Genomic DNA, 12,775 nt, shown 5'->3' on the forward strand with positions numbered 1-12,775 from the left:
TCAGCGGACCGGGTGGCCCGCCTCGCGGAGGGTGTCCTTGACCTGGCCGATCCGCAGGTCGCCGAAGTGGAACACGGACGCCGCCAGCACCGCGTCGGCGCCGGCCGTGATCGCCGGCGGGAAGTGCTCCAGCCGGCCCGCTCCGCCCGAGGCGATCACCGGGACCGTGACGTGCTTCCGCACGGCCGCGATCATCTCGGTGTCGTACCCGTCCTTGGTGCCGTCCGCGTCCATCGAGTTCAGCAGGATCTCGCCGGCGCCCAGGTCGGTCGCCCGGTGCGCCCACTCGACGGCGTCCATGCCGGTGCCCCGGCGGCCGCCGTGCGTGGTGACCTCGAAGGAGCCGCCGGCCGTGCGGCGGGCATCGACGGACAGGACGAGGACCTGCCGCCCGAAGCGCTCCGCGATCTCCTGGATCAGCTCGGGCCGGGCGATGGCGGCGGTGTTCACGCCGACCTTGTCCGCGCCGGCCCGCAGCAGCTTGTCCACGTCGTCGGCGGTGCGGACGCCGCCGCCGACGGTCAGCGGGATGAAGACCTGCTCGGCGGTCCGCCGCACCACGTCGTACGTGGTCTCGCGGTTCCCTGACGACGCGGTGATGTCGAGGAAGGTCAGCTCGTCGGCACCCTCGGCGTCGTACAGCTTGGCCATCTCCACCGGGTCGCCGGCGTCCCGCAGGTTCTGGAAGTTGACGCCCTTGACGACCCGGCCGTTGTCCACGTCCAGGCAGGGGATCACACGTACGGCAAGGGTCATCGCGACGCTCCCCGGTAGGCCTCGACCTCCACCTCAACGACCATGCTGGGGTCGACGAGGCCGGAGACGATGATCATGGACGCGGCGGGGCGGACGGCGTCGAAGAGCTCCTTGTGGGCGCGGCCGACCTCTTCGACGTCCCGGGCGTGCGTGAGGTACATCCGGGTGCGGACCACGTGCTCGGGGCCGAGACCGGCCTGCTCCAGCGCCTTGAACGCCACCCCGAAGGCGGTGACGGTCTGGTCGTACGGGCCGTCGACACCGGCGGCGGTGCAGCCGGACACGAGCACGAGGCCGTTGTCGAGCTGTACGGCCCGCGAGTAGCCGATGACGTCCTCGTACGCTCCGCCGGAGGAGATGAGGCGTACTGCGTCGGAGCTCATGCGGAGACCGCCTTCAGTGCTTCTTCCAGGGTGAACGCCTCGGCGTACAGCGCCTTGCCGACGATCGCGCCCTCGACGCCCAGCGGCACCAGTTCGGCCAGCGCCCGCAGGTCGTCCAGCGAGGAGACGCCGCCGGAGGCCACGACCGGCCGGTCCGTGGCGGCGCAGACGTTCTTCAGCAGCTCCAGGTTGGGGCCGGTCAGCGTGCCGTCCTTGCCGATGTCGGTGACGACGTACCGGGCGCAGCCCTCGGAGTCCAGGCGCGCGAGGGTCTCGTAGAGGTCCCCGCCCTCGCTCGTCCAGCCGCGGCCCTTGAGGGTGGTGCCGCGTACGTCGAGGCCGATGGCGATCTTGTCGCCGTGCTCGGCGATGGCCTTGGCGGCCCACTCGGGGGTCTCCAGGGCGGCGGTGCCCAGGTTGACGCGGGTGCAGCCGGTGGCGAGGGCCGCGGCGAGCGTGGCGTCGTCGCGGATTCCGCCGGACAGTTCGACCTTGATGTCCATGGCGCCGGTGATCTCCGCGGCCAGCGCGCGGTTGTCACCCGTGCCGAAGGCGGCGTCGAGGTCGACGAGGTGCAGCCACTCTGCGCCGGCGCGCTGCCAGGCGAGGGCCGCCTCCAGCGGGGAACCGTAGGAGGTCTCGCTCCCGGACACCCCGTGCACGAGGCGGACGGCCTGCCCGTCGCGGACGTCGACCGCGGGGAGGAGTTCCAGCTTGTTGACGGGCATCAGAGGGTCTCGATCCAGTTGGTGAGGAGCTGGGCACCGGCGTCGCCGGACTTCTCGGGGTGGAACTGGGTGGCCCACAGGGCGCCGTTCTCCACCGCTGCGACGAAGGGCTCGCCGTGGGTGGCCCAGGTGACCTTGGGGGCGCGGATCGCCGGGTTGGTGACCTCCAGGCTCCAGCCGCGCACCGCGTACGAGTGCACGAAGTAGAAATGGGCGTCGTCGTCCAGGCCCTTGAAGGCCTGGCTGTCGGCCGGGGCGTCCACGGTGTTCCAGCCCATGTGGGGCACGATCGGGGCGCGCAGCGGCTCGACGGTGCCGGGCCACTCGTCGAGGCCCTCGGTCTCCACGCCGTGCTCGATGCCCCGCTCGAAGAGGATCTGCATGCCGACGCAGATGCCCATGACCGGGCGGCCGCCGGAGAGCCGGCGGCCGATGATCCAGTCGCCGCGGACGTCCTTGAGGCCCTGCATGCAGGCGGAGAAGGCACCGACGCCGGGGACGAGGAGCCCGTCGGCGTCCATCGCCTTGTCGTAGTCGCGGGTGATCTCGACGTCCGCGCCGGCGCGCGCGAGGGCGCGCTCGGCGGAGCGTACGTTTCCGAAGCCGTAGTCGAAGACCACGACCGTCTTGGTGGGGCGGACTGCGCTCATTCCCAGATTCCTTGGATCCGCAGGACTCCGGCGGCCAGACACATCGCGGAGCCGATGGCGAGCAGGACGACGACCGATTTGGGCATCTGCTGCTTCTGGAAGGAGTAGACGCCTCCGGCCAAGAACAGGCCGAAGACGATCAGGATGGTGTTCAGGCCGTTCACGGCTAGAGGGCGCCCTTCGTGGAGGGCAGGATTCCGGCGGCGCGCGGGTCGAACTCGGCGGCGTAGCGCAGCGCCCGGGCCAGGGCCTTGAACTGGCACTCCACGATGTGGTGGGCGTTGCGGCCGTACGGGACGTGGATGTGCAGGGCGATCTGGGCCTGCGCGACGAACGACTCGAAGATGTGCCGGGTCATCGTCGTGTCGTACTCGCCGATCATCGGCGCCATGTTCTCGGGCTCGGTGTGCACGAGGTACGGGCGGCCGGACAGGTCGACGGTCACCTGGGCGAGGGACTCGTCGAGCGGCACGGTGCAGTTGCCGAAGCGGTAGATGCCGACCTTGTCGCCGAGGGCCTGCTTGAACGCGGCGCCCAGCGCGAGGGCGGTGTCCTCGATGGTGTGGTGGCTGTCGATGTGCAGGTCGCCGTCCGTCTTGACCGTGAGGTCGAAGAGGCCGTGGCGGCCGAGCTGGTCGAGCATGTGGTCGTAGAAGCCCACGCCCGTCGAGACGTCGACCTTGCCGGTGCCGTCGAGGTTTATCTCGACCAGGACCGAGGTCTCCTTCGTGGTCCGTTCGACCCGTCCGATGCGGCTCATGCGTGCTGCTCCTTCTTCAGTGCGCGAACCGCTTCCAGGAACGCGTCGTTCTCGGCCGGGGTGCCGGCGGTGACCCGCAGCCAGCCCGGTACGCCGTTGTCCCTGACCAGGACACCCTGGTCGAGGATCTTCTGCCAGGCGGTGTGCGAGTCGTCGAACTTCCCGAACTGGATGAAGTTCGCGTCGGACTCGGTGACCTCGTAGCCGATGGCCCGCAGTTCGGTGACGAGGCGGTCCCGCTCGGCCTTGAGCTGTTCGACGTAGCCGAGCAGGGTGTCGGTGTGCTCCAGGGCGGCCAGCGCGGTCGCCTGGGTCACGGCCGACAGGTGGTACGGCAGGCGTACGAGCTGCACGGCGTCGACCACGGCCGGGTGCGCGGCCAGGTAGCCCAGGCGCAGTCCGGCGGCGCCGAAGGCCTTGGACATGGTCCGGGAGACCACCAGGTTGGGGCGGCCCTCGATCAGCGGGAGGAGGGAGTCGCGGTGGCTGAACTCCACGTACGCCTCGTCCACGATGACCAGGCAGGGCTTGGCCGCCTGCGCGGCCTCGTAGAGGGCGAGGACGGTCTCCGCCTCGACCGCGGTGCCCGTGGGGTTGTTGGGCGACGTGATGAAGACGACGTCGGGGGCGTTCTCGGCGATGGCCTGCTCCGCCGCCTCCACGTCGATCGTGAAGTCCTCGCGGCGCGGGCCGGAGATCCAGCCGGTCCCGGTGCCGCGCGAGATCAGCGCGTGCATCGAGTACGAGGGCTCGAAGCCGATCGCCGTGCGCCCTGGCCCGCCGAAGGTCTGCAGCAGCTGCTGGATGACCTCGTTGGAGCCGTTGGCGGCCCAGACGTTCTCCAGCGCCACCGGGTGCTTCGCGGTGCGGGTGAGGTACGCGGCCAGCTCGGTCCGCAGCTCGACCGCGTCCCGGTCGGGGTAGCGGTTGAGGGTGCGGGCGGCCTCGCAGACGCGCTCGGCGATGCGCCGCACCAGCTCCTCGGGGAGCTCGTACGGGTTCTCGTTGGTGTTCAGCTGGACGGGCACGTCGAGCTGGGGGGCGCCGTACGGGGTCTTGCCGCGCAGTTCGTCCCGGATGGGGAGGTCGTCGATCCCGAAACTCACTGGGTGGGCACCTTCCATCCGAAGCGCGCCTTGAGGGCTGCGCCGTGCGCCGGCAGGTCCTCGGCCTCGGCCAGCGTCACCACGTGGTGGGTGACCTCGGCGAGCGCGTCGCGCGTGTAGTCGACGATGTGGATGCCGCGCAGGAACGACTGCACGGACAGGCCGGAGGAGTGGCAGGCGCAGCCGCCGGTGGGCAGCACGTGGTTCGACCCGGCGCAGTAGTCGCCGAGGGAGACCGGGGCCCAGGGGCCGACGAAGATCGCGCCGGCGTTGCGCACCCGGGCGGCCCAGGCAGCGGCGTCGGCGGTCTGGATCTCCAGGTGCTCGGCGCCGTACGCGTCGACGACCTTGAGACCGTCCTCCAGGCTGTCGACCAGCACGATCGCGGACTGCTTGCCCGCGAGCGCCGGCTTGATCCGGTCCTCGACGTGCTTGGTGGCCGCGACCTGCGGCTCCAGCTCCCGCTCGACGGCGGCCGCGAGCTCCTCGGAGTCCGTGACGAGGACGGCCGCGGCCAGCGGGTCGTGCTCGGCCTGGCTGATCAGATCGGCGGCGACGTGCACCGGGTCGGCCGTGGAGTCCGCGAGGACCGCGATCTCGGTCGGGCCGGCTTCGGTGTCGATGCCGATCCGACCGGTGAAGTAGCGCTTGGCGGCAGCGACCCAGATGTTGCCGGGGCCCGTCACCATGTTCACCGGCAGGCAGTCCTCCGTGCCGTACGCGAACATCGCGACGGCCACGGCGCCGCCGGCGGCGTACACCTCGTCCACGCCGAGCAGCGCGCACGCGGCGAGGATCGTCGGGTGCGGCAGCCCGCCGAACTCCTTCTGCGGCGGGGACGCGAGCGCGATCGACTCGACGCCCGCCTCCTGCGCCGGTACGACGTTCATGACGACGGAGGACGGGTACACCGAGCGGCCGCCCGGGGCGTACAGGCCCACGCGCTCGACCGGAACCCACTTCTCCGTCACGGTCCCGCCGGGGACCACCTGGGTGGTGTGCTCGCTGCGGCGCTGGTTGCGGTGGACGATCCGGGCGCGCCGGATGGACTCCTCCAGAGCGGCGCGGACGGCCGGGTCCAGCTCGTCGAGGGCGGCCTTGAGCGCCTCGGCGGGCACCCTGACCTGCTCCAGCGTGACACCGTCGAACTTCTGCGCGTACTCGATGAGCGCCGCCGTGCCACGATGATGGACGTCCTCGCAGATGGGCCGCACCTTCTCCAGGGCGGCTTCCACGTCGAACTCGGCACGGGGCAGCAGATCGCGCAGGGCGCCACCCTCGGGGAGGGCGTCACCGCGCAGGTCGATACGAGAGATCACCTCCCAATTCTCTCAGACCGCCTCCCGCCACTGTCCGCCCGTATCACTGGCTGATACAGGCCCCGGACGTCACTGCCGCCCGTTAGCGTTCCCCTACACGTATTGCACAGCGGAGGGGGGCCGCCATGGCGGAGCCACGTGCGGGCGAGCAGCCCGCGGATCTCACCGATCCCGAACGCCGCATGTGGCAGGCGTACCGGACGGGCAGCGTCTGCGATCTCAGCGCCCGGGCCGCCGCCGAGGACGACCCCCACGACAGCGGGCGGGTCTGGGGCGGCGGGCGCAGCGTCCGGGCCCAGGTGGTGGCACTGCTGCTGCTCCACGGGCCGCCGCCGGTGCCGGGGCGGGTCGCTTCGCTGAAACTGCGCGGCGTACGGATCACCGGGCGCCTCGACCTGTCCGGCGGGCTCGTGGCGCCGTACGTCGAACTCCAGTCCTGCCGCTTCGACAGCGAGATCCAGCTGTCCGAGACCCGGTTCGTCACCCTGCGCCTGGTCAACTGCGCGATACCCCGGCTGGACGCCTCCCGGCTCCACACCGAGGGCGATCTGCACCTGCCGCGCTGCCGGGTGGCCCGCGGGATCCGGCTGACCGACGCGCAGATCGGCACCGACCTGCTGATCAGCCAGGCCGTGGTGCGCCGGGACAACAAGGGCCGGGCCATCGCCGCGGACGGGATGTCGGTGGCGCAGGACTTCCAGGGCGAGCTGCTGGAGACGGACGGGGAGGTGAGCCTGCGCGGCGCGAAGATCGGCGTGTCGATGAACCTGCGCGGGGCCCGGCTGCGCAATCCGCACGGGCGGCGCGCACTGAACGCCCCGCAGCTGACCGTCGAGCGGACCCTGTACCTGACCTCGATCGCGCTGGACTACGTCCTCGGCGACCTGGGCTCCTCCACTCCCCCGTACGGGCTCGGCCAGACGCCCACGCGCGGGCAGCGGTCCCAGCACTTCGAGTGCCGGGGCGGGCTGCGCCTGGACGACGGCCGCTTCGGTGACGCCGTCGACTTCTACGGCGCCCGGTTCACGCTGACCGAGGAGCAGGAGGTCTCGCTGCGCCGGATCCAGACGCCCGAACTCCGGTTCGTCGGCGAGCGGCCTGAGCAGGGGCGGGTGGTGCTGTCGGGGGCCAAGGTGGTCAAGCTGGTCGACTCGTCCACCAGCTGGCCCGGCCCGGGAGGCGTGTCGATCGAGGGGTTCGCGTACGAGAACCTCGCACCCCGCGGCCACTTCCCGCTGGCGCGCCGGCTGGCCTGGGTGGCGGCGGCCACCCCCGAGTACTCGCCCGAGCCGTACGAGCGGCTGGCCGCCGTACTGCGGACCAGCGGCGAGGACGCGGACGCCCGCGAGGTCCTGCTGGCCAAGCAGCGGCGGCGCCGGGCCACCCTGCCACCGGCGCTCAAGGCGTGGGGGTACCTCCAGGACTGGACGGTGGCGTACGGGTACCGTCCGGGCCGGGCCGCCCTGTGGATGGCGGTGCTGTGGGCGGCGGGCGCCCTGCTCTTCTCCCGGCACGAGCCGCCGCCGATCAAGGCGGACGAGCACCCGGGGTGGAACGCGGCCCTCTACGCGCTGGACCTGCTGCTCCCGGTCATCGATCTCGGCCAGGAGGGCCAGTGGAAGGTGGAGGGCGGCTGGCAGTGGGGTTCGGCGGTGCTGGTCCTGCTGGGCTGGATCCTCGCGACGACGGTGGCGGCGGGAGCCTCGCGCCTGCTGAGACGGGGATGACCGGCCGGACGGGAAACAACTGAGGTGACAGGCCCTGGCCCCCGGCCACTACCCTGTGCGTCGTGACCTCCGTTCGCCTGCCCCTCTTCCCGCTCAACTCGGTGCTGTTCCCGGGACTCGTCCTCCCGCTGAACGTCTTCGAGGAGCGTTATCGCGCCATGATGCGGGAGCTGCTGAAGACGGGCGAGGACGAACCGCGCCGCTTCGCGGTCGTCGCGATCCGCGACGGCCGGGAGGTCGCGCCGACCGCGCCGGGCCTGCCGGACCAGACGGCCCTGCCCGAGCGGGGCCCGACGGCCGGCTTCGGCCCGGATCCCGTCCAGGCCTTCCACCGGGTGGGCTGCATCGCCGACGCGGCGACGATCCGGGAGCGGGAGGACGGCAGCTTCGAGGTCCTCGCCACCGGTACGTCCCGGGTCCGCCTCCTGTCGGTGGACACCTCGGGCCCGTACCTGGTCGCCGAGCTGGAGGAACTCCCGGAGGAAGCGGGAGAGGGCGCGGGAGCGCTGGCGGAGGGGGTCCTGCGGGCCTTCCGGAACTACCAGAAGCGGCTGGCCGGAGCCCGCGAGCGGTCCCTGAGCTCGGGCGCGGACCTGCCGGACGAGCCGTCGGTGGTCTCGTACCTGGTGGCGGCGGCGGCCGTACTGGACATCCCGGCGAAGCAGCGGCTGCTCCAGGCGCCGGACACCGCCACGCGGCTCGCGGAGGAGCTGAAACTGCTGCGCGCGGAGACGGCGGTCATCCGCCACCTCCCGTCGCTCCCGGCGGTGGACCTGACGCGCGCACCGACCAACCCGAACTGACGGCACCGGACTGACGGCGAAGGACCGATGGCGAAGAAGAAGACCCAGGCTCCGGCGGGCACTCCGGCGATCGCGGCCCTGACCTCCGCCGGGGCGGAGTTCACGGTGCACGCGTACGAACACGACCCGGCGCACCCCTCGTACGGCGGGGAGGCGGCGCAGGCCATGGGCGTCTCCCCGGACCGGGTCTTCAAGACGCTGGTCGCGGAGGTGGACGGCGTGCTGACGGTGGCGGTGGTCCCGGTGTCGGGCAGCCTGGACCTGAAGGCGCTGGCGACCGCGGTCTCCGGGAAGCGGGCGTCCATGGCGGACCCGGCGCTTGCGGAGCGCACCACGGGGTACGTGCGGGGCGGCATCTCCCCGCTGGGCCAGCGCAAGCGGCTGCGGACGGTGCTGGACGCGTCGGCGCAGGACCACGCCACGATCTGCGTGTCGGCGGGCCGCCGGGGCCTGGAGGTCGAGCTCCCGCCCGCCACCCTGACGACCTTGGCGTCGGCCACCCTGGCCCCGATCGCCCGCCCGTAGCCGAGCCGGCGCCGCAGCGCCGGCGGTCAGGCCTTGGGGGGCTCGGGGGCCGACGGGTCGGACCCGGGCGACGGGTCGGTGTGGACGTGGGCCGGGGGGTAGGGGCCCCAGGAGGAGCCGGCGTCCGGGTCCTCGTCGTGCGGGGTCCACAGCGCCGTCAGCCCGAGGTGGACGGCCACGGCGACCATCGGCCAGACGAGCAGCACCCCGCGCGCCAGCAACTGCAGCGGCGCATCGAACGGCACTCCCTTCCCGGCCTTCAGCGCGGCCGCGGCCACGTCCGACGACGGCCCCAGCCACAGCCCCAGCCGCCATCCCACGAGCGCGGCGAAGCCGGATCCGATCGCCAGCCCGATGACCAGCGGGACACCGCCCCGGCGCCGCCACAGGAAGACGAGCACGGCGCTCAGCACCCCGAACCCCACCGACAGCAGGAAGAACGTCCCGTCGGTCCCTATCCGGGCCTCGCTCTCGGTGTTCCGCAGGAACACCGCCTCGCCGTTGGAGACGTACTGCGTCTTCGGGGCAAGCCATGCCCACAGCAGTCCGAGCAGCACCCCGGCCACTCCGGTCACCAGGGCCACGGCGGCCCCGTCGCGGATGTCCCCCGCGGTGATGCCGGCGGAGCCGCCCGGCTTCACGGGCGGCGGCGGTTCGTACGGGGACGGTGTGGTCACGGCTTCGGTCACCCCCACATCGTGCCAGGTGCCCGGCGCGTCGGCGTCAGCGGACCGCTGCCCGCCGGTACGCCCACGTCGCGACGGCCAGCGAGAGCACCCCCACCGCCCCGCACACGCCGAGGTCCAGCCCGACCGCAGCCCAGTCGGGGTGCGGGGCGAAGGTCCGTGCGAAGGCCTCCACCCCGTACGTCGACGGCAGCAGGTCCCGCGCCCAGCCGATCACGTCCGGCATCCGCTCCGGCGGCAGCACGCCCAGCAGCAGCGCCGCCGACATGCCGAGCTGCCCGGCCAGCGTGGCGAGCTCCTGCCGCGGGGCCAGCAGTCCGAGTGCGGCGCCCAGACCGGCCAGCGCGGCCCCGGCGAGCGGCACCACCGCGGCCAGGATCCACAGCCCGCTCATCGGCAGCCCGAACAGCAGGCATCCGAACACGGCCGTCACCAGCGTGCCCGGCAGGGTGAAGGACGCGTACGCGGCGGCCGCGCCCAGCACCACCGAGGCGGGCGGCACGGGCAGCGTGGCGTAGTGGTCCAGCCCGCCGCCGGCCCGCAACTGCCCGAAGTACTGCGCGAGCAGGTTCAGCGCGACGAAGGCGACCACCAGCACCGAGGACCCGGCGACGACGGCCCGGGCCTCCGAGCCCCCGTCCACCACGCCCCGCATCAGGATCATGATGCCGATGGACTGGAAGGTGGCCACGAACAGCAGCGGGATCCGCGAGACCCGGGCCCGCGACAGCTGGGCCCGGTACACGGCGGCCAGCGCCGGGAAGAGCCGCGCCCGCGGTGCCAGCGGAGCGGACGGGCCGGACACGGCGCCCGTCGCAGTGGCCGTCACCGGCGCCGGCCCGACGGCCTGTGCCACGGCGCCCGGTGTGCGGTCGCTCATGACTTCACCAGCCCTTTCGTCTTGCCGCCGAGGGCCAGGTACACGTCCTCCAGGCTGGGGGTGGCCAGGGTGAAGTCGTCGAGGGCTGCGAAGGCCGGCCCGCCGGTTACCGCGGCGACCGCGGCGCGCGCTTCATCGGGCGCCAGTCGCATCACCCAGCGCCGTCCCGACGTGACGGCGTCCTCGCGCAGCCGCGCGACCTCGGGCACGTCCATCGGAGCCCCCTCGCGCCACACCAGCTCCAGCCGGACCTCGTCGGAGACCTTGGCCTTCAACCCGGCCGGGGAGTCGCAGGCGATGACCCGGCCCTGGTCGATGACGGCGACCCGGTCCAGGACGGTCTCGGCCTCGATGACGTTGTGCGTGACGAGCAGGACGGTGGCCCCGTGCTGGGCGCGCCGCCGGTCCACCGCCGCCCACACGGCCCGCCGGGCCACGGGGTCCATGCCGGTGGTGGGCTCGTCGAGGACCAGGACCGGCCGCTCCCCCACCAGCGCGGCGGCGAAGCAGGCCAGCCGCCGCTGCCCGCCCGAAAGCTTCTTCAGGGGCCGCCCGGCGATCGCGGTCAGCCCGAGTTCCTCCAGTACGGCGTCCCGCTCGGCCCGCGCCGTCCGTACGTCGAGTCCGCGCAGTCGTCCCGTGGTCTCGGCGGCCAGCGCCACCGTGAGCTCGTCGAGGGCGGTGGACTCCTGTCCCAGGTAGGCGAGCAGCCGGGCCGCCCGCTCGGGGTGGCGCACGAGGTCGTGGCCGAGCAGGGTCACGGCGCCGGAGTCGGGCCGCATCAGGCCGGTGAGCTGGCGGACCAGGGTGGACTTGCCGGCGCCGTTGGGGCCGAGCAGTCCGAAGATCTCGCCGCGCCGGACGTCCAGGCTGATGCCGTCGGTGGCCCGGGTCTCGGGCAGGGCGGGAGCTCCGCGCCGGCCCCGTACGGCGGAATACGTCTTGACCAGGTCACGCACCGCGCAGACCACGTCCGGTGCCGCGGCTGCGGCCACTGCCGTGCTCGGTCGTGCTGATGCTGTGCCCGTACTCACGAGGGAGCAGCCTACGCGGCTTTCGTCCGCGCCCAGCCGTGAGGTACCCCCGACGCCCTACTCGGCGGCCGGTGCCGTCGGCGTCGCGGGCACGGCGGAGGGCTGCCCTGCGACGTGCTCGGCGGCCGCGCGGACGTCGATCTCCCGCCAGAACCCGGCGCGGATGGCATAGCGGTCGTGCTCGTCGATCTGGTCGTCCTTGTGCGCGAGCAGCCCGAACCGGGCCGCGTAGCGCAGCAGCTCACCGTCGATGCGGTGCGGGATCCGCGGGTACATCGTGGCGAGTTTTTGGAGGTGGACGGTCTCCGGGAGGCGTTCCATCCAGCGCCGGGCGAAGACCTGGCCGACTTCGAAGGGGTCGCCGCCGACGGTGGTGATGTCCTCCTCGCGGTCGGCCCAGCGCTGCTCGGCGCTGGTGAGCTGGGCGAGGGTCGGCAGCGAGGCGGTCTCGGCGGGTTCGCCGAGGGGGCCGGCCCGGTCGATCCAGCCCTTGTCGGAGGACCAGCGCAGGGCACTGCCGGCCGGGGGTTGGGCGCCGCCGTGTCCGCCCGCGGGCCCGGGCTGCGGGCCGGGGGCGCGCAGCGAGCCGGCGAGGTCCTTGGGCGTGGGTACGGCCTTGCCCCCGGCGGTGGGGGCGGGCACCGGCGCTCCGCTGCCCTCGGGCTCGCCGGGGGCGGGCGCGCCGGAGCCGTTGCCGCCGGCGCTGCGGGCGGCCTCGGCGAGGGCGGCCTCGGGCAGCGGGGCGGAGAGGATCGCCGCGATCTCGGGGCGTGGTGCGGGCGGCGGTGGGCACAGCCCGGCGAGGTCCCGGGCGCGGACGGCCCGGGTGATCCAGGCCCGGTCCAGGACGCGGCGCTCGTCCGCCTCGGCGACGAGGTCCTCGGACTGGTTGTAGTCGCCGTCGGCGGCCTGGACGGCCCACAGGTGGACGGCGACGCCGTGTTCCTTGGCGGACATCAGGCCGGGCAGCAGGTCTCCGTCGCCGGTGACGAGCACGACGTCGGAGCAGGCGCGGTTGCGGGCCAGTTCGGTCAGCTCGGCGTGCATGGCGGCGTCGACGCCCTTCTGCGCCCAGCGGCCGTCGCTGCGGGTGAGGGCGCCGAGGCGGACGGTGACGCGGGGCATGACGCGCAGTCGCCGGTGCTCGGGCTGGGGCACCCGGTCGGGTGCGCCGTCGAACCAGTAGATGCGCAGCAGGGGCTGCTCGGTGTCGGCTTCGGCGCGCTCGCGCAGGCCCTGGATGAGGGCGGCATGGTCGACGGTGATGCGGGAGCGGGAGGGCTCCCCTGCGAGAAGGCTGGCGGCGGCGCCCAGCAGATAGCCGGCGTCCACCAGGACGACGCAGCGGTCCACGCGTACCACCCTCTTCCCTGGGGATCCCCTGTGTTTGTCGCGGGTGCCCCGAGTCTGCCCGACCG

The 12,775-nt window shown here is 73.1% G+C and carries 15 protein-coding genes; 3 read left to right on the forward strand and 12 right to left on the reverse strand.

The window, feature by feature from the left end:
* The 8 genes from hisF to hisD are packed head-to-tail and all read right to left on the reverse strand — an operon-like array spanning nt 1 to nt 5,702.
* Nucleotides 1-756, reverse strand: a complete 756-nt coding sequence (gene hisF / locus OG974_RS13675) for an imidazole glycerol phosphate synthase subunit HisF (RefSeq protein WP_329313221.1) — start codon at nt 754-756, stop codon at nt 1-3.
* Nucleotides 753-1,139 carry a RidA family protein gene (locus OG974_RS13680; protein ID WP_327282966.1) on the reverse strand — a complete coding sequence of 129 codons (387 nt, stop codon included), beginning with the start codon at nt 1,137-1,139 and terminating at the stop codon, nt 753-755. The genes hisF and OG974_RS13680 overlap by 4 nt, the downstream gene beginning before the upstream one ends.
* Nucleotides 1,136-1,867 carry a bifunctional 1-(5-phosphoribosyl)-5-((5-phosphoribosylamino)methylideneamino)imidazole-4-carboxamide isomerase/phosphoribosylanthranilate isomerase PriA gene (gene priA / locus OG974_RS13685; RefSeq protein ID WP_371646601.1) on the reverse strand — a complete coding sequence of 244 codons (732 nt, stop codon included), beginning with the start codon at nt 1,865-1,867 and terminating at the stop codon, nt 1,136-1,138. Before priA ends, OG974_RS13680 begins: the two co-directional genes overlap by 4 nt.
* Entirely contained in the window at nt 1,867-2,517 is a 651-nt protein-coding gene (gene hisH, locus OG974_RS13690) for an imidazole glycerol phosphate synthase subunit HisH (protein ID WP_327282968.1), read from the reverse strand. The genes priA and hisH overlap by 1 nt, the downstream gene beginning before the upstream one ends.
* Complete coding sequence (locus tag OG974_RS13695) at nt 2,514-2,681, reverse strand: hypothetical protein (RefSeq protein ID WP_327282969.1); 168 nt, start codon at nt 2,679-2,681, stop codon at nt 2,514-2,516. The genes hisH and OG974_RS13695 overlap by 4 nt, the downstream gene beginning before the upstream one ends.
* A 2-nt stretch (nt 2,682-2,683) precedes the next feature.
* Complete coding sequence (hisB, locus tag OG974_RS13700; protein ID WP_030155936.1) at nt 2,684-3,277, reverse strand: imidazoleglycerol-phosphate dehydratase HisB; 594 nt, start codon at nt 3,275-3,277, stop codon at nt 2,684-2,686.
* The gene (locus tag OG974_RS13705) at nt 3,274-4,383 is read right to left on the reverse strand and encodes a histidinol-phosphate transaminase (protein ID WP_327282970.1); all 1,110 of its coding nucleotides are present in this window, start codon (nt 4,381-4,383) and stop codon (nt 3,274-3,276) included. Before OG974_RS13705 ends, hisB begins: the two co-directional genes overlap by 4 nt.
* Complete coding sequence (gene hisD / locus OG974_RS13710; RefSeq protein WP_327282971.1) at nt 4,380-5,702, reverse strand: histidinol dehydrogenase; 1,323 nt, start codon at nt 5,700-5,702, stop codon at nt 4,380-4,382. Before hisD ends, OG974_RS13705 begins: the two co-directional genes overlap by 4 nt.
* Before the next feature lie 125 nt (nt 5,703-5,827).
* Between hisD and OG974_RS13715 the strand changes: the two genes are divergently transcribed.
* The 3 genes from OG974_RS13715 to ybaK all read left to right on the forward strand — a co-directional run bounded on the left by OG974_RS13715 (nt 5,828) and on the right by ybaK (nt 8,757).
* Nucleotides 5,828-7,429, forward strand: coding sequence for an oxidoreductase (locus tag OG974_RS13715; RefSeq protein ID WP_327282972.1), 1,602 nt, complete (start codon nt 5,828-5,830; stop codon nt 7,427-7,429).
* A 62-nt stretch (nt 7,430-7,491) separates the two neighbouring features.
* A complete protein-coding gene (locus OG974_RS13720; RefSeq protein ID WP_327282973.1) occupies nt 7,492-8,232 on the forward strand; it encodes an LON peptidase substrate-binding domain-containing protein in 741 nt (246 codons plus the stop codon).
* Between the two features lie 27 nt (nt 8,233-8,259).
* Nucleotides 8,260-8,757, forward strand: coding sequence for a Cys-tRNA(Pro) deacylase (ybaK, locus tag OG974_RS13725; RefSeq protein WP_327282974.1), 498 nt, complete (start codon nt 8,260-8,262; stop codon nt 8,755-8,757).
* 26 nt (nt 8,758-8,783) lie between these two features.
* Here ybaK and OG974_RS13730 read toward each other — a convergent pair whose 3' ends face one another.
* From OG974_RS13730 to OG974_RS13745, 4 genes are read right to left on the reverse strand one after another with little or no spacing between them, the layout of a single operon-like run.
* Nucleotides 8,784-9,446, reverse strand: a complete 663-nt coding sequence (locus tag OG974_RS13730) for a hypothetical protein (protein WP_327282975.1) — start codon at nt 9,444-9,446, stop codon at nt 8,784-8,786.
* Nucleotides 9,447-9,480: 34 nt separating this feature from the next.
* Entirely contained in the window at nt 9,481-10,323 is an 843-nt protein-coding gene (locus OG974_RS13735; protein WP_371646606.1) for an ABC transporter permease, read from the reverse strand.
* Complete coding sequence (locus OG974_RS13740) at nt 10,320-11,357, reverse strand: ABC transporter ATP-binding protein (RefSeq protein WP_371646608.1); 1,038 nt, start codon at nt 11,355-11,357, stop codon at nt 10,320-10,322. Before OG974_RS13740 ends, OG974_RS13735 begins: the two co-directional genes overlap by 4 nt.
* Before the next feature lie 57 nt (nt 11,358-11,414).
* On the reverse strand, nt 11,415-12,719 hold the full coding sequence (locus tag OG974_RS13745) for an NYN domain-containing protein (protein ID WP_327282976.1): 1,305 nt from the start codon (nt 12,717-12,719) through the stop codon (nt 11,415-11,417).
* Nucleotides 12,720-12,775: the final 56 nt, after the last annotated feature.

This window comes from Streptomyces sp. NBC_00597 (genome assembly GCF_041431095.1).
In the GTDB taxonomy this organism is placed as follows: domain Bacteria; phylum Actinomycetota; class Actinomycetes; order Streptomycetales; family Streptomycetaceae; genus Streptomyces.

Excerpts from the sequence above, each read along its gene's own strand:
- hisB (WP_030155936.1), bottom strand. The coding sequence starts at position 3,277 with ATGAGCCGCATCGGACGGGTCGAACGGACCACGAAGGAGACCTCGGTC.
- hisH (WP_327282968.1), bottom strand. The coding sequence starts at position 2,517 with ATGAGCGCAGTCCGCCCCACCAAGACGGTCGTGGTCTTCGACTACGGC.
- priA (WP_371646601.1), bottom strand. The coding sequence starts at position 1,867 with ATGCCCGTCAACAAGCTGGAACTCCTCCCCGCGGTCGACGTCCGCGAC.
- OG974_RS13680 (WP_327282966.1), bottom strand. The coding sequence starts at position 1,139 with ATGAGCTCCGACGCAGTACGCCTCATCTCCTCCGGCGGAGCGTACGAG.
- ybaK (WP_327282974.1), top strand. The coding sequence starts at position 8,260 with ATGGCGAAGAAGAAGACCCAGGCTCCGGCGGGCACTCCGGCGATCGCG.
- OG974_RS13715 (WP_327282972.1), top strand. The coding sequence starts at position 5,828 with ATGGCGGAGCCACGTGCGGGCGAGCAGCCCGCGGATCTCACCGATCCC.
- hisF (WP_329313221.1), bottom strand. The coding sequence starts at position 756 with ATGACCCTTGCCGTACGTGTGATCCCCTGCCTGGACGTGGACAACGGC.
- OG974_RS13735 (WP_371646606.1), bottom strand. The coding sequence starts at position 10,323 with ATGAGCGACCGCACACCGGGCGCCGTGGCACAGGCCGTCGGGCCGGCG.